Genomic DNA, 22,950 nt, shown 5'->3' with positions numbered 1-22,950 from the left:
CCGCCGCCACAAAGAACAAAACACCCGCACCCCCGCCTCCACTGCTGTTTGCTACCCCCCCCCCCCCACCCCCCCCCCCCCCCCCACACCCCCCCCCCCCCCTCCCCCCCCCCCCCCCCCCCCCCCCCCCCCCCCCACCCGTTTGCCGTCTTCCTGTTACCGCAGGGATGAAAGTGGTGATTCTGCCGATCAGAGGTACCTGGAGGTCGTGGCCGGAGGTGGCCGCGACACCAGGAACCATGGCCTCCAGCACGGCGCCTTCAGCCATCCGCTCTCCGACAGCGCGCATGTGTGGGTTCAAGGAATCCAGGAATCCGGCTTTCTGAGGATGCGTCACCGAATTTGATGCCACGTGCACGACTCCGCGCTTCGGCTGCGGGAGTGGCAATGGATCTCGGTGAGGAAGCTGTTCTTTATGAGTGACGACATCTGGGGCTGCCGGCCGGCCACCGGCCACACCGCGGGCACCGGCCTGACCTCAGCGCGATCCCAGAAGTAAGGTTCACAGGAGACGTTCCGGGTGGGCCCCACTTCACTCCGGCCAGATGCAGCCCACCGGGCGAAGGCTCGGGTGCGCCGGGTCCGATCCAGAATCGCCTGGCATGCATCTTTCGAACCCGGGTACGCCGTCTGTTGCCAGCGCGCAAGGGGCCGGTGGCTGAAGGCTGGATCACGCAGGAGGGGCCGGACATGACAGTGACGAAGACGGCAGAGACACGGACCGTGGTGCTGCCGGAGATCGCGGACCCCTCGCGGGTCGCTCCCAAGGATGCCCGGCAGTTGTCCAGGCTGTTCTTCGACCAGCTCACCGTTCTGGAAGAGGGCACGCCCGAGTACCAGTACGCGCGCAACACCCTCATCGAGATGAACATCACCCTCGTCCGCTTCGCGGCCGCGCGATTCCGCAGCCGCAGCCAGGACGAGATGGAGGACATCGTCCAGGTCGGCACCATCGGCCTCATCAAGGCCATCGACCGCTTCGAACTCACCCGCGAAGTCGAGTTCACCTCCTTCGCCGTCCCCTACATCGTCGGTGAGATCAAGCGCTTCTTCCGCGACACGAGCTGGGCCGTCCACGTCCCGCGGCGTCTCCAGGAAGCCCGCGTTCAGCTCGCGAAGGCCACCGAGGAGCTCCGCAGCCGGCTCGGTCGCACGCCCACGGTCAAGGAGCTGTCCGCGCTGATGTGCCTCAGCGAGGAGGAGGTCAACGAAGCGCGTCTGGCTTCCAACGGCTACAACTCGTCCTCCCTGGACGCCGCCATCAGCTCCGGCGACGACGGCGAGGCCGCGCTGGCCGACTTCATCGGCGCCGACGACAACGCCCTCGAACTCGTCGAGGACTTCAACGCCCTGGCCCCCATGATCGCCGAACTCGACGACCGTGAACGGCGCATCATCCACATGCGGTTCGTCGAGGAACTCACCCAGGCCCAGATCGGCGAGCACCTCGGCGTCTCCCAGATGCACGTCTCCCGCCTGCTCAACCGCACCTTGGCCAAGCTGCGCGAAGGCATGCTCGCCACCAACTGACCTCGCTCGTTCGCGACATGCCGGCGGCGCTGCCCACCTTGCGGGGTGGGCGGCGCCGCCGGTTCGTTCATCAGCGGGTGTCGGTGCGTGGGCGCGCTTCGACCGCTGGTGGGGGTCTTCGGCCACAACTGGTCTGCTGCGATGGCGTGTACGCGTGTCAGGCGGATCGGACCGTGTCTCGTGGTAGGGAGACGGGTGGGACGTCCTCCGGAGCAAGGCGGAGCATGGGCTGGTCGACCAGGGCCTGCTGCAATCCGGCGAGGGCTTCGGTCAGTGCGGTGCGCTGCCGGCTCGGCATGCTGTCGAGGGCCTGGACGAGGAGTTGGTCGCGGCGTTCACGGATTCGGGCCAGGTGCTTGCGGCCTGCCCCGGTCAGGGAGAGCGTGACTTCGCGGCGGCTGTCCGGGCAGGGCCGGCGTTCGACGAAGCCGAGGGCCTGGAGGCGGTCGACCAGGCGGCAGACCGAGGGCGGCGCAGCGCCCAGGAGCCGGTTGAGGGCTCGCATGCGTATCCCGTTCTCGCGGTCGACGATGTACATCACGCGGAGCTGGGAGACGGGGATGTAGGGGGGTGGGGCGTCGCGGTCCTGTTCCCACATGACGTCGAGGAGTTCGGCGATGCTGCCGGCCTGGCGGGCCGCGGCGCGGATGGGATCGAGGGTGGGGCGGGTGCGCTCGGTCATGCGGGTTCCCATCCGAGGGGCCTGGTCCCTGATGCCGGTGACACACGCAGGGTTGGGACGTCAGCCGCTGGAGTCCGATCCGGAGGGCCGGTGCCCCTGGCCGGCGCGGTCGAGGGGTATGCCGTCCTCTGACGTATGACGATATGCCATGCGGTGGGGCTCGGCGTGATCGCTCGTCGTGGCAGCGTGGTGGGGGACGAGGTGGTCCAGGGTGCCGGTGATGTCCAGCATCCGGTCGAGGGCCGGGGGCCGGGCGTCCAGGTAGAGGGTGACGTGTGCGGCGGTGGTGCGGCGGTGGAGCATCAGCAGCATGGCCAGGCCCATGGAGTCGAGGCCGTCCAGGTCGCTGCAGTCCAGGTGCAGGGCGCGCAGGCCGGGCGTGCCTTCGAGGTGCTCGGTCGCGGCGGCCAGGAAGCACTCGGCGCAGCCGTAGTCGAGGAACCCGTGCGCCTCCAGGGTCAGGACGCCCTTGTCCGGGCTGGGTGCGGTGGTCAGGTGGAAATGGGTGGGTTCGAATCCAAAGGGAGGCGTCATGCGGTGTTCCTGGAGTCGGAGGCGATCACGGACCTTGTCCCGGTGAGGCAGTCGGTGGCCTGGCTGAGCATGAGAGTGGCCCGGGGGAAGTCCTTGAGCTGCTCGCTCAGGATGTCCAGGGCCGGGGTGAGGGAACGGGCGGGGACACTGCGGGCGTTGAGGATTCCGGCTGTCCAGGTGAGGAAGTCGGTGAGGAGTTCCGGGTCGCCGGTGTAGAGGGCGGCGGCCAGGAAGTCCACGATGTGCGCGATGTCCTCGGCCGTGTGCTGGCGTTGTCGGGCGGTGTAGTCGCGCATGGCGGGGAAGCGTTCTTCCAGTGCGCCCATGACCGCGCGCACCAGGCGGGTGTGGGTGCGGGCGACCATGGTGTATTCCTGGTCGGCCAGGTGCGGCAGGTCGTCGATGGGCTGGTGCGCCGGTGCGGGGCGGGACAGCGGTCCCTGGTCGAGCCGGTCCGCAGCGGTCCTCGCGTCCGGGGCCCAGGCGTCGGCGCCGAGCAGGCGGGCGTACTGGCCGTGCTGACCGAAGGCGGCCCCGCCGACCAGGACGGGGGTGCCGGTGGCCTGGACCGCGGTGATCGTGGCGTGTGCGGTCGGCAGGCGGGTGGCGATCGAGCCGGAGAGCGCCACCATTTCGGGCCCGGTCCGGTGGATGTGCGTGATCAGGTGGCTGGTGGGGACCTGAGCACCGAGGTAGTCGACCGTCCAGCCGCGCAGTTTGAGGACTTCGGCCAGGAGGCGGGCGGGCAGGCCGTGCCATTCCCCGTCCACACAGGCCACGATCACCCTGCCCCGGCCGACTGCGGGGTGGGCGGCGTAGTGATACGAGAGTGCGGCGACGGCCCGGTCGTTGATCGCGGTGGCGGCGTGTTCCTGCGCGACGGTGAGGCGGTTGGCGGCCCACTCCTCGCCGACCTTGCGCTGAACGGGCGCTATCACGTCCTGGAGCACGCTTTCCGCGGGCGTGCCGTCCTCCAGCGCGCCGAAGACCGTACGGGTGGCGGCCTGCTCGTCGCCGAGGGAGACCGCCTCCCACAGCTGGTCGATCCGGTGCTCCAGGGAGACGGTGGCGGTAGGGCTCATGCAGTGAACCTGCCCCGAGTATGGCCGTCCACCGCGCTGAGGTGGTGGGAACGGGGAGCGGCGATGACCATGACGGCCATGTCGTCGTGCGTCGCGGATCCCACCCACTGGGAGGCGAGCATCTGCACGTGTTCCACGATCGCCTCCGCCGGCATCCCCGCGCACTGGGCCAGCGCGTCCTTCAGCCGGTCCTCGCCGAACATCTCGTCGCCGAGCGGGCCGCCCTTGGCCTCGGTGATGCCGTCGGTGAACAGCACGCAGAACTCACCAGGAGCCAGCGTCTCCTGAGCGGTCGTCGCGCGGGCCGTGGGGAAGACCCCGACGAGAGTGCCGCGGGAGCTGCCTTCCTCGACGGTGCCGTCGCTTCGTACGATCAGGGCCGGCGGATGTCCGGCGCTGGTCACCTGAAGGCGCACGGAACCGGCCTTGCGCACAGCGGAGGCCATGACGAGGGTGGCGAATCGGGTGTGGTGGGAGTTGATGAGCGCGCCGTTGAGCAGGTCGATCATCCGCTGGTGGTCATCGGCCATGGGCAGCAGAGCCTGAAGCGTGTTGCGGATCTTTCCGGTCAGGACGGCGGCTTCGAGGCCTTTGCCGCAGACATCGCCCAGGACCGCGAAGGACGCCTCGCCGTCGGTGGCGGCGGGGTGGACGTCGTAGAAGTCGCCGCCGATGCGCTCGTGGTCCTTCGACGGCCGGTAGCCGCCCGCGAAGTCCACTCCCGAGATCTGGCGCAGGACCGGCGGGAGCAGGTCCCGCATCAGGGTCTGGGAGAGAGAGGACTGCTCGGCGTAGAGGCGTGCCGCGGACATCGCGGCGCCGGCGCGGGCGGCGAACAGACGGGCGAAGACCTCCTCCGCCTCACTGAACGCGGTCTCCCCGGTGCGTCGCAGCAGGATCAGGGCTCCGGCGGGCACGCCGTGCCCGGGCAGCGGCGTGACGACTATCGAACCGACCGTGCCGAATCCCTCGGGGACCAGCCAGGCCGGGGCCAAGGCGGGGTCGATCCATCGCGACGGCACCGGTGGGAAGCCCTGGAGAGCCTCGCCCAGACCGGGGACCTCCTCGGGGTCGACGTCCCACTGGAAGCGCCGCGGCGCGCCGCCGTGCAGGCAGACCACGACCGGCAGCCGGTGGGCGCTGCGGGGCGCGATGACCAGCGCGGCGTCCGCGAGATGCTCGGCGGCCAGTTGCGCGGTCACGTCCATGCACCGCTCCAGGTTCAGTGACGAGAGCAAGGTATTGGAGGCTTCGGCGAGGAAAGCGGTCCGCTCGCGCTCCATCCGCAGCGCTTCACGGGCCAGCCGGTGATCGGTGTCGTCCACGAGCCACCACACGACGTCCCCGTCGTCCTGCACGGTGGGATGAGCCTCGAAGGTCCTCTCCCCCACCGGACCCGACACCAGAGCGCAGCCGCTCGGACGGTCCGCCACCTGGCGTGCGTGTGCGTCCGCGAGCCAGGTCGGCACGCTCCCGGCCATGGCAGCGCCGGAGCGGATCCTGGGGAAGAGTCCGCCGGCCTGGGCGTTGACGTGGCGTACCGCACCGGCTGGATCCGCGATAAGGACTGGGTAGGGCACAGACGTCCATGGCACATAAGCCGGAGCGTCGGCGCTCACGGCATGTTCCTGCTGGGCGGAAGTCACAAATACGAAGGCCCGCTGCGCGAACCCCTCACCTCATCCGGTCGAAGAAAGTTGCCCTACGGCAACCATCCTCCACCAGGACCGCCGCTGGCAACCCACCCTCATGGCGAACCGCCTCCGAACAGGCACTTCACTCGCCCGCGGCTCCGGAGACAGCGCCAGTGACGCTCTCGTAGTCGACCCGGACAACCGCCTCGCCTGACAAGAAGCACAGGTCAGCGCCCCGCGATGACCCCGAGGCGCCAGAGCGGCGCGTCCACGCCGGGGTCCCGGCAGGGCGGGTGAAGACTCTGGGGAGAGGATGAAAAGGTTCACGAAAACGGGCAGCCGGTCAGCTCTCCTCCGCTCCGACCGGGCCCTCGGCGTGCGAGTCCCGCGCCGGGCTCACCGGGGAGTCGACGCGTGCTCGCGCTTCTCGAAGAGGTCAGCTCCACCGCGGGGCGTGCGGGGTACACGAAGGGGTACCAGGCCGAAAGACGGAAGGGGTGGAAATGGGCAGGGAATCAGAAATTCACGGAGGTGGAGAGCCCGACGCGGCCTCGCCGTTCGAGACCTCGCTCGCACTGGACGGCGACGGCTCCCGCATCGCCCAGGCCCGCCATCTCGCGACGGCCTTTCTGACAAGGCTGAGAGACGGCTACGGCGTCCCCGTCGTGACTGCCACGGTGGAGATCGTCCAGCTGATCGTCAGCGAACTGGTCACCAACGCCCGCGCGTACGCCCCCGGACCGGCCCTTCTGCACCTGCGGATCACCGGCCCCGTCCTGCGGGTCGAACTCTGGGACAGCAACCCCGCCCTGCCGACCGCCAAGGACCCGGATCCGGAACGCATCGGCCAGCACGGCCTGGAGATCGTCACAGCCCTCGCCCAGACCATCACCGTTGAAAAGACAGCCGTCGGCAAACGCATCACCGCCGGCATCGCCCTCAGCCCGGCCACGGCCTAGCCGGACCGGGTTCTCGAACCTCGGTGTTCAGGAGGCGGGCACACCACAGCGTGTGGCTCGGCCCCGCTCGTCCCGCACGACACGACCCGAGTCCGTCGGCATCCGGCGGGCCAAAAGACCCGCTCACCGTCGAGGGAACCGGCCATCGTGAACGCCTCTGCGTCCGGCCCACGCGCAGGGCCCCAGGGCCGGATCAGCCTGCCGCAGAGCGGGGGATGGTGGCCGTTGAGGCGTCCGGGTGGATGGTGAAGACCCGGTCGAGACCGATGATGGACAGGATGCGGGCGGTGTTGGCGGGGACCGCGGCCAGGGCCACGCCGCCGCCCAGTTCGGTGGCCAGGTTGCGGGCGGCCAGCAGAGCGGTGATGCCGCTGGAGTCGCAGAATTCCAGGCCGGCCAGATCCAGGACCAGCAGTTGCCCGCCGGTCAGGGTGAGACTGTCGAGGGTCTTGCGGAGATCTGGGGCGCTCTCGTAGTCGAGGTCACCGGTGATCTCCAGTACGGGACCGGTGGCGGCGTCTCGGGAGGTGATCGTCAGCGGGCTCATCTCAGGTCTTCACTCGCGGGGGTGGGCAGCGGGGCGGGCACGCCGAGGGCGAGCAGCGCGGTGTCGTCGTCGAGTCCGTCACCGAACCCGGTGAGGAGCCCGGTCAGGGCGGTGATCAGGGCCTGCGGTCCCGCAGCGGGCCGGGCGGTGGTGAAGGCGCGCAGGGCGTCCTCGCCGTACAGCTCGCGATCGGGCCCGGTGCGGGCCTCGGTCAGGCCGTCGGTGTAGAGCAGCAGGGTGTCGCCGGGGAAGAGCTGGGTGCGCGCGGTTTCGAACTGTGCGCCGGGCAGGACGCCGACGAGCATGCCGCCGGGGGTGGGCAGATAGTCCGCGGTGCCATCCGCGTGCTGGATCAGTGCGGAGGGGTGGCCGCCGGAGGCCAGGTGCACGCTGACGTGGTCGTCGGCGGGGTTGAGGACGCCGAATATGGCGGTGCAGTAGCGGGTGTCGCCGCTGGTGTACCGCTCGTGCAGCACCGTGTTCAGGGTGCTCAGGACGGTGACGGGGTCGGGATCGTGCAGGGCGGCGGCCCGCAGTGTGTAACGGGTCAGTGAGGTGACCGCGGCAGCCTGGGGGCCTTTGCCGCAGACGTCGCCGAGGAAGAACGCCCACCGGTCCGTGTCGAGGGGGAACAGGTCGTAGAAGTCTCCGCCGAGCAGGTCCGGGGAGGCGGTGTGGTAGTAGGAGGCGGCTTCCAGGCCCGGTACCTTGGGCAGCTCGGCGGGCAGCAGGTTCTGCTGGAGGACGGCGAGGGCTTCCTGGAGCCGTTCGCGGTCGGCCTCCGCCTGCCGGCGTGCTTCCTCCGCCGCCTGGCGGCCGCGCAGCAGCTCGGTCTCGTAGGCGCGACGGTCGCGGGCGTCGAAGACGGTGGTGCGGATCAGCAGCGGCTCGCCGTCGTCGCTGGTCTTCACCTTCGATGTGACCAGCACCGGCATCCGCTGCTTCCCGGCGGCTTTGATGTCCAGCGCGATGCCGCTGACCTCGCCCTTCATCTGCAACAACGGGGCGAAGTGCGTCTCGTGGTAGATCTTCCCGCCGACCGTGAGCAGATCGGCGAACCGCATCCGGCCCACCACCTCGGTCCCTGACAGGCCGAGCCAGTCGAGCAACGTGGTGTTGATCTTCGCGATGGTGCCGTCCATCAGTGTCGACAGGTAGCCGCACGGCGCCTGCTCGTACAGCTCCTCGGCACTGTCCTCCAGCAGCGAGATGAACGCCGCGTCCGTGGCACCCACGTCCGGCTCCTCGCCCGGGTCATGGCCGGTGCGGCACATCATCCGGCAGCACCGATGAAGTCGGTGATCGCTTGAGCGGTGGCCTGCGGTGCGCTCAGCTGCGGGCAGTGCCCCGTCGCCTCCAGCGTGACCAGACGGCTGCCGGGGATCGCCTGATTGACGTAGGCGCCGACCTCGCGCGGGGCGATCACGTCCTGGCTGCACTCCAGCACCAGCGTCGGCACCGCGACCGTCTTGAGGTCGGCGCGGCTGTCGGACAGGAACGTCGCGCGGGCGAAGACCCTGGCCATGTCCGGGTCGGTCGCGCAGAACGAGGCGGTCAGCTCCTGGCCGAGTTCCGGCCGGTCCGCGTTGCCCATGATCACCGGGGCCATCGCGGCGGACCAGCCCAGATAGTTCGACTCCAGCGAATCCAGCAGCTCATCGATGTCGTCCGCGCTGAAACCGCCCCGGTACCCGTCATCGTCGATGTAGCGGGGCGAGGGAGCCACCATCACCAGACGGGAGAACCGCTGGGGCGCCTTCGCCGCCGCGAGCACCCCGACCATGGCACTGACCGAATGCCCCACGAAGATCACGTCCCGCAGGTCCAGCTCCTCGCAGACCTCCAGCACATCAAGGGCATAGCCCTCCAACGAACTGTAGCGACGCTCACTCCAGGCCGAAGGGTCCGAACGGCCGGAGCCCACGTAGTCGAACAGCACCACCCGAAAGTCCGCGGCCAGCGCGGGGACCACCAGGCGCCACATGTTCTGGTCACAGCCGAACCCGTGCGCCAGCAGGAGCACCGGCCCGTCCGCACGGCCGGTGACGGTGACGTTGTTCCTGCGACGGGCGTCCATGCCGCAAGTCTCGCACCACCCTCACCACCTGAAGCACGGGCCCGCTCCCCGCGGAGCTGATGGCGGCTCCGGCGAGCGCGGTCATCAGCCACCGCACCGCAGCGCAGGTCAGCAGGACCTGGTGGACGACTTCAAGAAGATCTCCAGCCGGCTCCGAGCGGGCCCCGGCGTCCCCGGCGCTCAACCAGCCGGTGCGATCGTGACCTTGACGTGTTTCATCAGGGGCTGGTCGCTCTGGGCGCTGTAGCCGCCGATCGCGCACAGGACGTTCATCTCCGGCATGTAGCCGGCCGCGCAGCCGCGGGGGATGTCGTAGGGGACGGCCAGGTAGCCGTCGAGGCTGCGGTGGCTGCCGTCCTTGGCGGTGCTGACGATGTCGACCGGGGTGAACTCGGAGATGCCGCGTTCGCGCATGTCGTCCTCGTTCACGAAGACGAGCGTGCGCAGGTTCTTGATGCCACGGTAGCGGTCGTTGTCGGAGCAGATCGTCGTGTTCCACTGGTCGTGGGAGCGCATGGTGCCGAGTGCCAGGGTGCCGGGGGCGGGGACCACGTCGGGCAGCGGGGCCGCGGAGAACTCGGCCTGGCCGGACGGGGTGAGGAAGACCAGCTCGCGGGCGGGCTGCTTGATGCGGAAGCCGAGCGGCAGGCGCACACGGCGGTTGCAGTCCTCGAACCCGTCGAGGGCCTGCGCCATGGTGTCGCGGATGCGGTCGTAGTCCTCGATGTACCACTCCCACGGAGTGCCGCTGCCTGGGAGAGCGGCGCGCGCGATGCCGGCGATGATGGCGGGCTCGGACAGCAGGTGCTTCGAGGCGGGGCGCTTCATGCCGACGGACAGGTGGACCATGCTCATCGAGTCCTCGACCGAGGTGCTCTGGACGCCGCCGCGCTGGTGGTCCTTCTCGGTCCGGCCCAGGCACGGGAGGATGAGCGCGCGGCGGCCGTGCACGAGGTGACTGCGGTTGAGCTTGGTGCTCACCTGGACCGTCAGGTCGCAGTTGCGCAGTGCCGCGTAGGTGTACGGGGTGTCGGGCGCGGCGAGGGCGAAGTTGCCGCCCATGCCGACGAACACCTTCACGTCGCCGCGGCGCATGGCCCGGACGGTGGCCACGGTGTCCAGGCCGTGCTCGCGGGGCGGGTCGATCCCGCAGACCTCCGCCAGCCGGTCAAGGAACTCCTCGCTCGGCCTGTGGTCGATGCCGCACGTCCGGTTGCCCTGGACGTTGCTGTGGCCGCGCACCGGTGAGGGACCGGCGCCCTCGCGGCCCAGATTGCCGCGCAGCAGAAGGAGGTTGACGATCTCGCGCACGGTGTCGACGCCGTGTTCGTGCTGGCTGACACCGAGGCACCAGCTGATGATGGAGCGGTCGGCCTCGCGGTACACCCGTGCCGCCTTGAGGATGCCGTCCCGGTCGATCCCGGACTGGAGCTCGATCTCGTCCCAGGACGTGGCCTCGCACACCGCGCGGTACTTGTCGAAGTACGCCGTGTGGCGGTCGATGAACTCCTGGTCCAGGGCCTTGGGGTCGGTGCCCGACTGATCCAGGATCGCCTTGGCCATGCCGCGCAGCAGCGCCATGTCGCCGCCGATGCGCGGCTGGAGGTTCAGGGTGCTGGTCCGGGTGGACTTGAGGACGGCCATGTCCGTGAAGTCGTGCGGCACGATGGTGCGGGTGGCGGCCGCCTCGACCAGCGGGTTAATGTGCACGATCTGGGCGCCGCGGTGGTACGCCTCGGCCAGGGCGGTGAGCATCCTGGGCGCGTTGGAGGCGGTGTTGACGCCCATGATGAACAGCGCGTCGGTGGCCTCCCAGTCCTTGAGGTCGGCGGTGCCCTTGCCGGTGCCGAGCGACGCCTGGAGCGCGCGACCGCTGGCCTCGTGGCACATGTTTCGAGCAGTCGGGCAGATTGTTCGTGCCCGACTCGCGGGCCATCAACTGGTACAGGAACGTGGCCTCGTTGCCGAGGCGGCCGGAGGTGTAGAAGGAGGCGCGGTTCGGATCGTCCAGTTCCCGCAGGGTGCGGCCGACGAGTTCGAACGCGGCGTGCCAGCCGATCGGCACGTAGTGGTCCGACTCCGGGTCGTAGAGCATCGGTTCGGTCAGCCGGCCCTGGTTCTCCAGGTCGTAGTCGCTCCAGCCGAACAGTTCGGTCACCGAGTGGGCGGCGAAGAACTCACGGCCGACCCGCTTGTTCGTCATCTCCCAGGTGACGTGCTTGATGCCGTTCTCGCAGATGTCCACTCGCAGATGTCCAGGTGCAGGCCCTTGGTGTCGTCGGACCACGCGCATCCGGGGCAGTCGAAGCCCGTGTTCTCGTGGTTCATGCGCATGATCGCCCGTGGCCCGTCCACGAGGGCGCGCTCGCGCACCAGGAACCGGCCCACGCTCTTGGCCGCACCCCAGCCGGCGGCAGGGTGATGGTAGGGGCGGAAGCCCGGTTCACCCCGGGGGTCGGACCCCACTCGGGGTTCCCGCCCGTCCTGGCCGTTCTGGGATGCGTTCAAGAGCCTCACCGAGCTTTTCAGGACTGCGGTCGTTTCCCGTGGTTCGCGGCGTGCTTGCGGCGCGCCTTCTTCTTCCGGCGTCGCTTCGATGACATCGGGACCTCCCTCATTCGCAGGACATCAAAAAACGCATCAGGAAGCGCATCAGGAAGCGTCCTGAACTCCAGGGACCCACGATTCCATACATGACATAGCGTCGCGATTCGACTCGATAGCGCATCGAAGCGCATGGATATGCTGATACCACTCCGATTCGACTCACTTTTCGCTACACCGAGGAGTAGGCATGCCCAGCGAACCAGCACCGATCAGCGAGGCTGCCCGGCACGCTCTGGAGCGGGAACTCACGGACCTCCACGCCGAGCGCGCCACGGTCGCGGCGACCCTGCGGGACTCCGACACGCAGGTGGGCGACCGCGCCGACGAAGCGGACGAGTTGCAGCGCGCCGACGATCTCCGGCGGCTCGACGACCGTATCTCCGAGATCACCACGCGGTTCCATCAGGCGGACGTGGCGGGCCCGCCGCCCACCGGCATGGTCGGCGTGGGCAGCACGGTCACCGTCCGGTTCGCGGACGGCACGACGGACACCGTCCAGATCGGCGAAACGGCGGCGGTGTCGGACCGTACGCTCGTCACGGCCGACAGCCCGCTCGGACGTGCCCTCCTCGGCCACGGGGCGGGAGACACCGTGAGCTTCCAGGCACCCGACGGACCGGCGAGCGCGGTGGTGGTCTCCCTGGGCGAGCCGTCGGGCCACGGCGGCTGATCCGGGGCAAGGGCCCAGGAGGCCACCGCCCGGTTCGGGGCGCTATGCCCGGTGCCGGGCGGCGGGTCCGTGAACCCGCCTCCCGGCACGGTGATTTCAGACCTGCGGCGGTCTCGGTCCTCCGTCGATTCGGTCCTCCGGTGAATTCAGTCCCCGTAACTGGAGGGCGGGTAGGGATCACGGGTCCGCCGGGTGGAGTCGCCCGTCGGGATCCGGCCGGCGCCCACCTCGAGATCGATCTCCACGCGCTCGCGCCGGTACTCGGCGCCGGGGTCCTCCATGGGACCGCCCAGCAGACCGGCTTCCCGGCGCTCACGGACCGTACGCGCGTGGAGCTCGTCATCGTCGGACCGCAGGGGCATTCCCCTGTTGTGGGCGTGTTCCGGATCGCCTTCGACAGCCCGGTTGGACTTGTGGTGCGTCATGCGCAGCCTCCTCGAACCACTACCCGGCGTTCGCGCGCCCGGGTACGTCTTCGGTGTCAGGAGTCCTCCGTCCCGTCCTTCGTCGTACGTTGATCACTCGTCCTGTGTGCCGTCGGCGGGCTTCCCGCTGCGCCTCCGCGCCGCCGCCCGAGGCGCCCTCGCGCACGGTGCAGTGGACGGAGCCGTCCCGGTCGTCGGCGACGATCGTGTCGCCGGGTTCGGCGTCGCCACCGAGCAGGAGCTCCGCGATCCTGTTGTCGAGCTCCGTCTGGATCGTGCGCCTCAACGGGCGTGCGCCGAACTCCGGTTGGTGGCCGTGGGTGATCAGCAGCTTCTTGGCCGCCTCCGTCACCTCCAGTTTCATGCCCTGCGCGTGCACCCGGCGTTCGCTCCGCCCGAGCAGATGCTCGACGATCTGCGCCAGATCGCCCTCGGTCAGGCTGTGGAAGATGATGATGTCGTCGATGCGGTTGAGGAACTCGGGCAGGAACCGGGTCCGCGGCTCGTCCATCAACGCGTCCTTGAGATCGGACACATCCCCCTTGTGGTCCAGGATGCGATGCGCGCCGATGTTGGACGTCATGATCACGACGCAGTGCCGGAAGTCGACGGTGCGGCCCTGGCCGTCCGTGAGCCGTCCGTCGTCGAGGATCTGGAGCAGCGTGTTGAAGACATCGGGGTGCGCCTTCTCCACCTCGTCGAACAGGACGACGCTGTACGGCTGTCTGCGGACCTTCTCGGTGAGCTGGCCCGCTTCGTCGTAGCCGACGTATCCCGGAGGCGCTCCGACCAGACGCGCGACCGTGTGCTTCTCCTGGAACTCGCTCATGTCGAAGCGGATCATGCGGCTCTCGTCGCCGAACAGCAGCTCCGCGAGGGTCTTGGCCAGCTCCGTCCTGCCCACGCCGGTGGGGCCGAGGAAGAGGAAGGAACCCACGGGGCGGTTCGGGTCGCCCATGCCGGCCCTGTTGCGGCGTACCGCCTGCGAGACGGCGGTGACCGCCTCGTCCTGTCCGACGATGCGGGCGTGCATCTCCTCCTCCAGCTTGAGGAGCTTCTCCTTCTCGCTGGCGGTGAGTTGGGACACCGGGATGCCGGTGCGCCGGGAGACGATGTCCGCGATGTCGCGGGCGGTCACGGAGACGACACCGGCGCGCCGCTCCTCGATGCCCGCGAGCTCGCCCTCCGCCTCGGCGATCCGCCCCTTGAGCTGTCCCGCTCTCTCGAAGTCCTCGGCGGAGACGGCCTGATCGCGTTCACGGCGGAGTTTCACGATGCGGTCCTCGCGTTCGGCGACCTCGGTCGAGCGCGAGGCGCCGCGCAGCCGGACCCGGGCGCCCGCCTGGTCCATCACGTCGATCGCCTTGTCGGGCAGGAACCGGTCGCTGATGTACCGGTCGGACAGTTCCGCCGCCGCGGCCAGGGCGCCGTCGGCGAAACGGACCTGGTGGTGTGCCTCGTACGCGTCGCGCAGACCTTCCAGGATCTGCACGGTCTCCTCGACCGTCGGCTCCGGAACCAGCACCGGCTGGAAGCGCCGTTCGAGCGCGGCGTCCTTCTCGACGTACCTGCGGTACTCGTCGATGGTCGTCGCGCCCACCACGTGCAGTTCTCCGCGGGCGAGAGCGGGCTTGAGCATGTTGCCTGCGTCCATCGCGCCCTCGCCGGTCGCGCCCGCGCCGACGACGGTGTGCAGTTCGTCGATGAAGAGAACGATCTCTCCGTCCGAGGCCTGGACGTCCTCGATGACCTTCTTCAGCCGCTCCTCGAACTGCCCGCGGTACTGGGCGCCCGCCACCATGCCGGACAGGTCGAGTGAGACGACGCGCTTGCCCTTCAGGGTGTCGGGAACGTCTCCGGACACGATGCGCTGCGCGAGTCCCTCGACGATCGCGGTCCTGCCGACGCCCGGCTCACCGATGAGCACGGGGTTGTTCTTGGACCGTCGCGAGAGGATCTCGATGGTCTGCTCGATCTGCTCGGCCCGTCCGACGACCGGGTCGAGCCGTCCGGCCCTGGCCTCTTCCGTCAGGTCCCGTCCGAACTCGTCGAGGGTCGTGGCGGGCTTGTCGGGCTCGGCGGGACGGTTGTCCGGGCGGGCCGTCCGTTCCGTGAGGCCCGCCAGTTTCCGCGCGTCCTGTCCGTCGGCGCGCAGCAGCTGGGCTGCACCGGTGTCGGCGTCGCCCAGCAGGGCGCCGAGAATGTGTTCCGGGCCGATGTAGGACACCCCGGCCGCCTGCGAGCGGGCGTACGCGGCGGCGAGGGTGCGTTTGGCCGCCGGGGTGAGGCCCGGTTCGGAGGACGGTTCGCTGCTCTCGCGGGGAAGCACCTCGGCGAGCTGGGCCGCGAGGGCGTCGGGGTCCACCTCCGCGCGGGCCAGCAGCGAGCGCGAGGGTTCCACCTTCGTGGCGGCCCAGAGCAGGTGCTCGGTGTCGAGATCGGACGACCCGTCCTGCATGGCCCGCCGCGCGGCCAGGCTCAGGAGTTCCTGCGATGACTCCGTCAGCAGCCGTCCGATGGGCACCCGCTGCACCGCCGGCGGCGAGGACGCGGGGGACATCCCGAAGAAGCGGTTCAGCAGTTCACCGAAGGGGTCGGACGAGCCGAAACCGTGGGACGACATCGACATGGGCAGCTCCCGGTGCGGCGGTGAGTCCTTTCCACCATTTCGCGGCGCCTATTGCTCCGCAACCGGAGCGGGCATCCGCGCCACGAGCGTCCTGGCCTGCGGTGCTTCCCCGGAGAGGGCGGAACTCGCCGACGGGAAAGGCGCGTTGAGGCCGTCGGAAAACGGAGCCGGCGGCCGGGGCGGACCCCCTGCCGAGGGCCGCGCACCCGGCGAGGTCAGGCCCTGTCCGTGCTCGTGTCGGTCCACGGGTCGAGTGCCACCACGGCCTCGTCCGTGTGGACCAGGAACGTCAGGGTCTGGCGGAAGTACAGGTCGATGCCGGTGGCGTCGTGGGTCGTGTAGCCGATGGCCAGATCCTCGCCGAGCCGCAGTTCGTAGTCGCCGCCCCGGGTGGTGAGCAGGAAGGCGCCTTCCATGGCGGGCGCCCAGATCAGCCGGCCGTCGAGGATCCGGCCGAGGTGGGCGGCGACGGGATAGCCCTGGTCGGAGGTCTCGCTGACCGCCGTGTACGCCTCCGCGCCCAGCAGCAGCGCGTACGGGCCCTGCACCCCTGCCAGCCGGAGGGTGCTCAGGGCATGGCTGACGGCGTCCGGGAAGTCGCGCGGCTCCGCGGGGAGACGGAGCACCGGGTTGGAGGTGCGTGCGCGAAGACCGTCGATACGGGCCGCCGTGTACCCGTGGAACACGGTCTGGTCCTCGGCGAACGCCATGATGCGGGCGGCGTCCTTGACCGGCTGCCAGTCGGAGTCCTTGGCGCCCCGGTCCACGTCGTCGACGGCGGCGCGGCTCACCCTGAACGGAACCGTCAGCTCGACCAGGGGCTGTACCTGGCGCAGCCGTGCCGCGACACCGGGCGACGGCCCGTCGATGCCGGACAGATGACCGGTCCCGACGGCGGCGAGTTCGGGGCCGTCGGGGCCCGTGACGTCCACGGCGCGCCGGCCGGCGAGGTTGCGGCGGAAGGTGCGGCGCGCCTCGTCCTCGATCTCGTTCCACGCGGCGGGCGTGATGGGGGCGAGTTCGCGGTGCAGGTTGCCGGCGCTGGAGACGGCGGGGGCGATGGCGCTGTCGTCGGACGTGGTCATGGTCGGACTCCTTTGAGGCTGCCAATCCCCAGTGAGCCGTCCGCCCTCGCCCGCTCGCCCGGAGCGGCGGGGAGCTCCGTCGGCCGCTCGTCCGCCGCCCGCTCGTCCGGGGCGGCGGGAAGGTCGTCCAGGAAGTCGACGGTCGGCACGTGGAAGAGGCATCCGGTGATCGCGGTCGAGAAGTCGAGGATGCGGTCGTGCGGGGCGCGGCCGTCTCCGAGGAACATGTTCCGCAGCATCTGCTCGGTCACCTCGGGGGTGCGGGCGTAGCCGATGAAGTAGGTGCCGAACTCGCCCTCTCCCAGGGCGCCGAACGGCATGTTCTCCCGCACGATCCTGCGTTCGGCGCCGTCCTCGCCGGTGATGGTGTTGAGCGCGACATGGGAGTCGGCCGGCAAGACGTCGTCGGGGAGTTCGACGTTGGCGAGCTTCGTACGTCCGATGACCTTCTCCTGCTCGTCCGACGGCAGCGCGTTCCATGTCCGCAGGTCGTGCAGGTACTTCTGGACGATCACGTAACTGCCGCCCTCGAAGCCGGGGTCCTCGTCGCCGACGAGCACGGCGTCCGCGGCCGGCCGGCCTTCGGGGTTCTCGCTGCCGTCGACGAAACCGAGCAGGTCGCGGTCGTCGAAGTACTTGAATCCATGGACTTCGTCGACGACCGTGACCGCGCCGTCGAGCCGTTCCACGATCAGCCGGGCCAGTTCGAAGCAGAGGTCCGTCCGGCGGGCCCGGAGATGGAACAGGAGGTCTCCCGGCGTGGACGGCGCCCGGTGGCGCTTGCCCGTCAACTCCACGAACGGGTGCAGCTGTTGGGGGCGGGGCCCGCTGAACAGCCGGTCCCAGGCCGCCGATCCGATGCCGACGATGCAGCCCAGATCGTCACCGGGTGCCCGGAAGGCGACGGAACGGCGCAGTCCCGAGACATCCTCCAGCAGGCCCCGGACCGTGTCCTCGTGCCCCGGCGTGACGGTGACCACGAGGAACACGGTGGCCCTGGCCGGTCGGGAGATCACAGCCTGTGGCTCGGCCAAGAGTCGGCCTCCTCATGATTCATGGGACGCGGAGGTGTCCGTCGGCGCGGACCGGTCGGTTCCTCCTCCCATCCTGCTTCGTCCGGGGGCAAACCGCACCAGAGCCGGGCGCGCCTCAGCTGCCGTCAGCCGCTCACGAGTCCCACGACGACGTTGATGGCCGTGGCGAGGATGCTGGTGCCGAACACGTACGACAGGAGGGAGTGCCTCAGCACGATCGAGCGGATCCTCGGACTCGAGACGTCGGTGTCGGACACCTGATAGGTCATTCCGAGGTTGTAGCTGAAGTAGAAGAAGTCGCGGTACGCCGGTGGGTCGTCCGTGTTGAAGTCGATGCCGCCGTTGGCGTCGTAGTACACGTAGGCGTAGCGGGTCGCGTACATCAGGTGCAGGGCGGCCCAGGCCAGGAAGACCCCGCACAGAGCCGTCACGGCCGCGGCGTGGCCGTCGTCGGGCCTGCCGCCGCGCAGGAGCAGCAGCACGATGGCGAACAGTCCGCACAGGGCGACCGCGACCACCACGAGCTCGTCGGTCAGGGGCCGGAGGTCCTCGCGTCGCGCGTTGTCGCGGGTGGCCGCGGCCGTCATCGGCCACAGCACCGCCCAGCCCGCCAGGACGAAGAACAGTTCCGTGGCGGCGATCCCGGCCAGCAGGCCCAGGAAGACATCGGTCGGCACTCCGACGACCGCGCCGACCGCCGCGCCGAGGACCACCGCGCCGATCAGGCGCGGTACGGCGTCCAGGGGCAGGTTCGGCAGGCTCGTCCTCATACACGGCCACGGTATCCGCGAGAGAGCCGGTCGGCCCGACGGAACCGGTCGCCACGGGGAGGGCACCGGCTCGCCTTCCCGCGGCGGAGAGAGCCGAGGCGGCGGGTCACACGGGGAACAGCAGGCAGCTGCTGGTGGTGTGGGCGAGCAGCCGGTCGGCCGCGTCGAACAGCTCCGCCTGGGCGAGGGCCGTACGGCGGCCACTGCTGAGGACGGTGCCGACCGCGCGGACCTTGCCGGTGTCCACGGTGACCGGGCGCAGGAACTTCACGTTCAGGTCGAGCGAGGTGTATCCGGTGCCCCGGGGCAGCACGGACTGCACCGCGCAGCCCGCCGCGGAGTCGAGCAGCGTGGCGTAGACGCCTCCGTGGACGCTTCCGATGGGGTTGTAGTGCTCCTCCCCCGGAACCAGGGCGAAGACCACCCTGCCGTGCTCGACCTCTTCGAGGGTCATGCCGAGGGTCGCCGAGATCGGTGGCGCGGGGAGCCGTCCGGCCCGCACCTCGCGGAGGAAGTCGAGACCGCTGTAGTCGCCGACGGCGGCCGCGGAGACGGCCGGGTCCTGCCAGTCGTACGTACGAGACCTGCCCATGGTTCTCCCACTCTCCCCGTTCCTCGACGGCCCGACGCGACGGCCCGACTCCGCTCTCTGACTGCGTTTCTCTGACCGTGCTTCTCTGACTCTGTTTTTCGAAGCTAGCCAGTCGCACACCTGGCTGTCAATCTCACAGTCAGCCTACGATGGTGCGTATGACGTGGCTCGACACAAGTACCGAGAACTGCACGGTCCAGCGGACGCTCGACCTGATCGGCGAGAAGTGGTCGATGCTGGTCCTGCGGGACGCCATGAACGGCGTACGGCGCTTCGACGATTTCCGGCGGCATGTCGGGCTGTCCGAGAGCGTGCTGGCGGACCGGCTGAGGAAACTGGTCGCGGCCCGGATCCTGGACACCGTGCCGTACAGCGAGCCCGGCAGCCGTACGCGGTACGAGTACCGGCTCACCCGCAAGGGCTGGGAGCTGTGGCCCGTCATGATCGCCCTCAAGCAGTGGGGCGACCGCTACACGGCGGATCCCGAAGGGCCTCCTCTGGAGGTCGTGCACGCGGACTGCGGCGAGCAGGTGCGCGCGGAGGTCGTGTGCGGCGCCGGGCACGGCGCGCTGATTCCGCCGGAGGCACGCACCCGCCCCGGCCCCTCGGCGCGGCACGCGGACCCCGCCGCCGGCCGACCGGCGTCCGGAGCGGGACCGGACAGGGAAGCGGGCCAGGAATCGGGCCGGGACACAGGCCGCCTCGTGGTGCCGGAGCCCGGCTCGTGACAGCGTGACCTCATACGGGCCGTCCCGGCACGTGGGTCATGGATGTCCGTCCCACGGGCACATGGTTCACGTGACGGGTGGAACGGCTCCTCCCGTCCGGTGACCGCGGTGCGCGAGGGACCGACCAGTGGAGGAACGATGAGCACGGATACGGGTCCGCCGGCCCGCGAGCGGTGGGCGGCGAGAGCTTCGCTGGCCTCGGCGGCGCTCGCCGTGGCGCTGCCCCTCGCCTTCGGGGGCGTACGCGGATTCCTGCTCCTGCTCGCCGCTCTGGCCGGCATGGCGGTCGCGGCGGCGGCGCTGTGGTGGATGCTGACCCGGCGAGGCCTGGTGCGCTGGATCGCGGGGCTGCTGGCGATCGTCGTACCCGTCGCCGTCATCGTGGTCCTCGCGGTCACGCTGCTGTGGACCCTGCTGCTGTCCCCCGTGCTGTGGATCATCGCCGTGTGGAGCGGCCGTTACGCGCTGCGGAGCGCTCGTGGCCGGGTCCGGCCCATGAAGGAGCGGCGCACCCCGCCGCCGCAACGGCCCTTCGTCCTCATGAATCCCCGGTCCGGCGGCGGCAAGGTGGAGCGGTTCCAGCTCGTGGAGAAGGCCGAGCGACTCGGCGCCCGCGTCGTCCTCCTCGACCCGGAGCACCATCAGGACGTCACCGAGCTGGCCCGGCGGGCGGTCGCGGACGGAGCGGATCTGCTGGGCGTGGCGGGCGGCGACGGGACGCAGGCGCTCGTCGCGGCCGTGGCCGCCGAACACGGGCTGCCGTTCCTCGTCGTCTCGGCCGGGACCCGCAACCACTTCGCCATGGACCTCGGCCTCGACCGCGACGACCCCGCCACCTGCCTCGACGCCCTGACGGACGGGGTCGAACTCCGGGTGGACCTCGGCTTCGCCGGGAAGCACCCCTTCGTCAACAACGCCTCGTTCGGCGCGTACGCGGCGGTCGTGCAGGATCCCGCCTACCGGGACGACAAGATCGGCACCATCCTGCAGTTGCTTCCGGACCTGCTCACCCGCCAGCGCGGACCGCGGCTGAGCGCCCGGGCCGCCGGCACGACGCTCGACGCGCCGCAGGCGCTGCTGGTGAGCAACAACCCCTACCGCACGAACGATCCGGCCGGTCTGGGCCGCCGCGAGCGGCTCGACTCGGGACTGCTCGGCATCCTCGGCGTCAAGGTGGACAGCGCGGTCGAGGCCGCCGCCCTGCTGCTCTCCCCTGACCCTCAGGGCCTGTCGGTCCTCACCGCGCTCGAAGTGGTCGTCGGCGCCGACAGCGACGCGCTGGAGGTCGGCATCGACGGCGAGGCCATGATCCTGCCCACCCCGGTGCACTGCCGTGTCGAACCCGGCGCGCTCCGCGTCCGCGTCCCGAGGAAGCGGCCGGGCGTCCCCACGGTCCAGCCCGCCCTTGACTGGCGCCGGCTGTTCGCCATGGCGATGCTCGTGGGCCGCACGGCCGGCGTGCACCGCCCCGGCCACGGACCGAGGCCGCGGCAAGGGCCGGAGTAACGACCTGAGCGGCGTTCCGACAACGCGCGACGCGTGAGCACCGGCTGTCGGCGCGACGCGGACTCGTGACGACACCCCCCGGCCAAGCTGCCGCCGATCAGGGCATTTGCGCAGCTCACAGCACTATACATCGAGTGTATACACGTCATATATAGTCGCGGCATGCCTTCTCTGACCAGGAAGATGAAAAGACCGGCGACCGGGTTCCGCGCGACGGCCGCGATCTCCGCCGCCGTCGCACTGACCCTGCCGCTGACGGGGTGCGCGTCCAGGGACACCACCGCGCCGAGCGCCGCGAGGGCGCGAGGGGGATCCGCCGGACAGGCGGCATTCGGGACGGTGGACTGCCGAAAGGCCAAGTGCATCGCCCTGACCTTCGACGCCGGGCCGAGCGAGCACTCGGCCCGGCTGCTCGACATCCTCAAGGAGAAGAAGGTCCAGGCGACCTTCTTCCTGCTCGGCAAGCGGCACATCGAGAAGTACCCGGAGCTGGTGCGGCGCATGGCCGACGAGGGCCACGAGGTGGCCAGTCACACCTGGGACCACAAGATCCTCACGCGTATCCCGCCGGCGGAGATACGGGAGGAACTGCGCCGTCCGAACGAGGAGATAGAGCGGCTCACCGGGCACAAGCCGACGTTGATGCGGCCGCCGCAGGGGCGGACGAACGACACCGTGCGGAAGATCGCGCGCGAGGAGGGTCTCGCCGAGGTCCTGTGGAGCGTGACCGCCAAGGACTACCTGACGGACGATTCCGCGCTGATACGCGAACGCGTCCTGCAGCAGTCGTCCCGGGACGGGATCATCCTGTTGCACGACCTCTACCCGGGCACCGTGCCCGCGGTACCCGGGATCATCGACGCGCTGAAGGAGCGCGGGTACGTGTTCGTGACGGTGCCGCAGCTCCTGGCACCGGGGAAGGCCGAGCCCGGCACGGTGTACCGCCCCTGACGGAACATCAACTCCGGTGCGGGACACCAGATTTCGGGGCCGCCCACCCGATTGCAGCCACGGCCGCCCATCTTGACGAATGATCAGCTCCGACGCACGGACAGCGTCCGGCGGCCGTGGCCGGTGAACGACTCCGCGCGGCGCGCCGGGGCCCGCGCGGTGCCCCCGCTCCGGTACCTGCGAAGGTGCGGCCTCCCGGGCGAACGGTGGATCGCGGCCGGCCGGGTCGTAGCCTGGAGGCGTGGTCCTCTTCGTCCTGGAACGCGTGTCCTCCCACTCCGTCGCCGAGAGCTGGCGGCGCCTGACCGACTGGCCCCGGCACGCGGACGTCGTCCCGCTGACCCGGATCAGCGTGCGCACCCCGCCGCCGACGGGGGAGGGCACGGTCTTCGTGGCGCGGTCGGGGCTCGGGCCGCTGGCGTTCGACGACCCCATGGAGGTCGTCACCTGGCGGCCACCGCACGACGGTGGCCCCGGAACGTGCCGCCTGGTCAAGCGCGGCACGTTCGTCACGGGCTGGGCCGAGTTCGAGGTGCACCCGGTGGACGGTGACGGCGCCGGCGATGGCGATGGCGGTTCGCTGGTGGTCTGGCGGGAGGATCTGAGCGTGCGCGGGCTGCCCGGTCTCGCCGACCGGCCGCTGGGACGGTCGGCGCGCTGGATGTTCGGGCGGGCGATGGACGGGCTGCTGGGACGGGGCGAGAGCACCGGGCGGGGATGAGACACCGGGCCGGGGGCGAGACACCGGCCGCGAGCCAGAGCAACCGGCCGAGGGTGAGAGCACCCGGCCGCGAGCCAGAGCACCGGGCGGGGATGAGACACCTGGCCGGGAGTGAGGCCGCCGGCCGGGAAGAGACCGCCGGCCGGGAAGAGACCGCCGGCTGTGAGGAGAGCACCGAGCGCGGTGC

The 22,950-nt window shown here is 70.2% G+C and carries 20 protein-coding genes and 2 pseudogenes; 7 read left to right on the top strand and 15 right to left on the bottom strand.

Annotated elements, in window-relative coordinates:
* Nucleotides 1–690: 690 nt before the first annotated feature.
* Entirely contained in the window at nt 691–1,530 is an 840-nt protein-coding gene (locus ACZ6KY_RS29345; RefSeq protein WP_469313279.1) for an RNA polymerase sigma factor SigF, read from the top strand.
* A gap of 157 nt (nt 1,531–1,687) precedes the next feature.
* On the opposite strand, the gene ACZ6KY_RS29340 is transcribed toward ACZ6KY_RS29345, so the two are convergent.
* From ACZ6KY_RS29340 to ACZ6KY_RS29325, 4 genes are read right to left on the bottom strand one after another with little or no spacing between them, the layout of a single operon-like run.
* Entirely contained in the window at nt 1,688–2,212 is a 525-nt protein-coding gene (locus tag ACZ6KY_RS29340; protein WP_469313278.1) for a MarR family winged helix-turn-helix transcriptional regulator, read from the bottom strand.
* Between the two features lie 60 nt (nt 2,213–2,272).
* Nucleotides 2,273–2,746, bottom strand: coding sequence for an STAS domain-containing protein (locus ACZ6KY_RS29335; protein ID WP_469313277.1), 474 nt, complete (start codon nt 2,744–2,746; stop codon nt 2,273–2,275).
* Nucleotides 2,743–3,828 carry a cobalamin B12-binding domain-containing protein gene (locus tag ACZ6KY_RS29330; RefSeq protein ID WP_469313276.1) on the bottom strand — a complete coding sequence of 362 codons (1,086 nt, stop codon included), beginning with the start codon at nt 3,826–3,828 and terminating at the stop codon, nt 2,743–2,745. Before ACZ6KY_RS29330 ends, ACZ6KY_RS29335 begins: the two co-directional genes overlap by 4 nt.
* On the bottom strand, nt 3,825–5,390 hold the full coding sequence (locus tag ACZ6KY_RS29325) for a PP2C family protein-serine/threonine phosphatase (RefSeq protein ID WP_469313287.1): 1,566 nt from the start codon (nt 5,388–5,390) through the stop codon (nt 3,825–3,827). Before ACZ6KY_RS29325 ends, ACZ6KY_RS29330 begins: the two co-directional genes overlap by 4 nt.
* Before the next feature lie 575 nt (nt 5,391–5,965).
* On the opposite strand from ACZ6KY_RS29325, the gene ACZ6KY_RS29320 reads away from it, so the two are divergent.
* The gene (locus ACZ6KY_RS29320; RefSeq protein ID WP_469313275.1) at nt 5,966–6,421 is read left to right on the top strand and encodes an ATP-binding protein; all 456 of its coding nucleotides are present in this window, start codon (nt 5,966–5,968) and stop codon (nt 6,419–6,421) included.
* A gap of 193 nt (nt 6,422–6,614) precedes the next feature.
* Here ACZ6KY_RS29320 and ACZ6KY_RS29315 read toward each other — a convergent pair whose 3' ends face one another.
* From ACZ6KY_RS29315 to ACZ6KY_RS29295, 5 genes and pseudogenes are all read right to left on the bottom strand, one after another.
* Complete coding sequence (locus ACZ6KY_RS29315; protein ID WP_469313274.1) at nt 6,615–6,968, bottom strand: STAS domain-containing protein; 354 nt, start codon at nt 6,966–6,968, stop codon at nt 6,615–6,617.
* Entirely contained in the window at nt 6,965–8,245 is a 1,281-nt protein-coding gene (locus tag ACZ6KY_RS29310) for a PP2C family protein-serine/threonine phosphatase (RefSeq protein WP_469313273.1), read from the bottom strand. The genes ACZ6KY_RS29315 and ACZ6KY_RS29310 overlap by 4 nt, the downstream gene beginning before the upstream one ends.
* Nucleotides 8,242–9,045 carry an alpha/beta fold hydrolase gene (locus ACZ6KY_RS29305; protein ID WP_469313272.1) on the bottom strand — a complete coding sequence of 268 codons (804 nt, stop codon included), beginning with the start codon at nt 9,043–9,045 and terminating at the stop codon, nt 8,242–8,244. Before ACZ6KY_RS29305 ends, ACZ6KY_RS29310 begins: the two co-directional genes overlap by 4 nt.
* A 180-nt stretch (nt 9,046–9,225) precedes the next feature.
* A pseudogene (locus tag ACZ6KY_RS29300) lies at nt 9,226–11,433 on the bottom strand (FdhF/YdeP family oxidoreductase).
* A gap of 137 nt (nt 11,434–11,570) precedes the next feature.
* On the bottom strand, nt 11,571–11,648 hold the full coding sequence (locus ACZ6KY_RS29295) for a 50S ribosomal protein bL37 (protein ID WP_375256634.1): 78 nt from the start codon (nt 11,646–11,648) through the stop codon (nt 11,571–11,573).
* 191 nt (nt 11,649–11,839) lie between these two features.
* Here ACZ6KY_RS29295 and ACZ6KY_RS29290 point away from each other — a divergent pair, with 191 nt between their 5' ends.
* Complete coding sequence (locus tag ACZ6KY_RS29290; protein ID WP_469313271.1) at nt 11,840–12,322, top strand: GreA/GreB family elongation factor; 483 nt, start codon at nt 11,840–11,842, stop codon at nt 12,320–12,322.
* A 146-nt stretch (nt 12,323–12,468) separates the two neighbouring features.
* Here the strand turns inward: ACZ6KY_RS29290 and ACZ6KY_RS29285 are convergent, their stop codons facing one another.
* The 6 genes from ACZ6KY_RS29285 to ACZ6KY_RS29260 all read right to left on the bottom strand — a co-directional run bounded on the left by ACZ6KY_RS29285 (nt 12,469) and on the right by ACZ6KY_RS29260 (nt 18,857).
* Complete coding sequence (locus ACZ6KY_RS29285) at nt 12,469–12,747, bottom strand: hypothetical protein (protein WP_469313270.1); 279 nt, start codon at nt 12,745–12,747, stop codon at nt 12,469–12,471.
* Between the two features lie 19 nt (nt 12,748–12,766).
* The gene (locus ACZ6KY_RS29280; protein ID WP_469313269.1) at nt 12,767–15,376 is read right to left on the bottom strand and encodes an ATP-dependent Clp protease ATP-binding subunit; all 2,610 of its coding nucleotides are present in this window, start codon (nt 15,374–15,376) and stop codon (nt 12,767–12,769) included.
* A 215-nt stretch (nt 15,377–15,591) separates the two neighbouring features.
* Nucleotides 15,592–16,461 carry a family 1 encapsulin nanocompartment shell protein gene (locus tag ACZ6KY_RS29275; protein WP_469313268.1) on the bottom strand — a complete coding sequence of 290 codons (870 nt, stop codon included), beginning with the start codon at nt 16,459–16,461 and terminating at the stop codon, nt 15,592–15,594.
* Nucleotides 16,458–17,495 (bottom strand): Dyp-type peroxidase, encoded by a 1,038-nt coding sequence (locus tag ACZ6KY_RS29270; protein ID WP_469313267.1) that lies wholly within the window; start codon nt 17,493–17,495, stop codon nt 16,458–16,460. The genes ACZ6KY_RS29275 and ACZ6KY_RS29270 overlap by 4 nt, the downstream gene beginning before the upstream one ends.
* Nucleotides 17,496–17,620: 125 nt before the next feature.
* Entirely contained in the window at nt 17,621–18,265 is a 645-nt protein-coding gene (locus ACZ6KY_RS29265) for a DUF1345 domain-containing protein (RefSeq protein ID WP_469313266.1), read from the bottom strand.
* A 106-nt stretch (nt 18,266–18,371) separates the two neighbouring features.
* Nucleotides 18,372–18,857 (bottom strand): PaaI family thioesterase, encoded by a 486-nt coding sequence (locus ACZ6KY_RS29260; protein ID WP_469313265.1) that lies wholly within the window; start codon nt 18,855–18,857, stop codon nt 18,372–18,374.
* Nucleotides 18,858–19,015: 158 nt separating this feature from the next.
* Between ACZ6KY_RS29260 and ACZ6KY_RS29255 the strand changes: the two are divergent.
* The 4 genes and pseudogenes from ACZ6KY_RS29255 to ACZ6KY_RS29240 all read left to right on the top strand — a co-directional run.
* Nucleotides 19,016–19,471 (top strand): annotated as a pseudogene (locus ACZ6KY_RS29255) (winged helix-turn-helix transcriptional regulator); the annotation flags it as partial.
* 252 nt (nt 19,472–19,723) lie between these two features.
* Nucleotides 19,724–21,091: a diacylglycerol/lipid kinase family protein gene (locus tag ACZ6KY_RS29250; RefSeq protein ID WP_469313264.1), complete on the top strand. Its 1,368-nt coding sequence runs from the start codon at nt 19,724–19,726 to the stop codon at nt 21,089–21,091.
* Between the two features lie 162 nt (nt 21,092–21,253).
* On the top strand, nt 21,254–22,042 hold the full coding sequence (locus ACZ6KY_RS29245) for a polysaccharide deacetylase family protein (RefSeq protein ID WP_469313263.1): 789 nt from the start codon (nt 21,254–21,256) through the stop codon (nt 22,040–22,042).
* Between the two features lie 241 nt (nt 22,043–22,283).
* Nucleotides 22,284–22,763, top strand: coding sequence for an SRPBCC family protein (locus tag ACZ6KY_RS29240; RefSeq protein ID WP_469313262.1), 480 nt, complete (start codon nt 22,284–22,286; stop codon nt 22,761–22,763).
* Nucleotides 22,764–22,950 lie beyond the last annotated feature (187 nt).

Source organism: Streptomyces sp. NPDC042002, assembly GCF_055588305.1.
The sequence above is the reverse complement of the archived record's forward strand: the minus strand, read 5'-3'. Positions and strand labels throughout refer to the sequence as shown.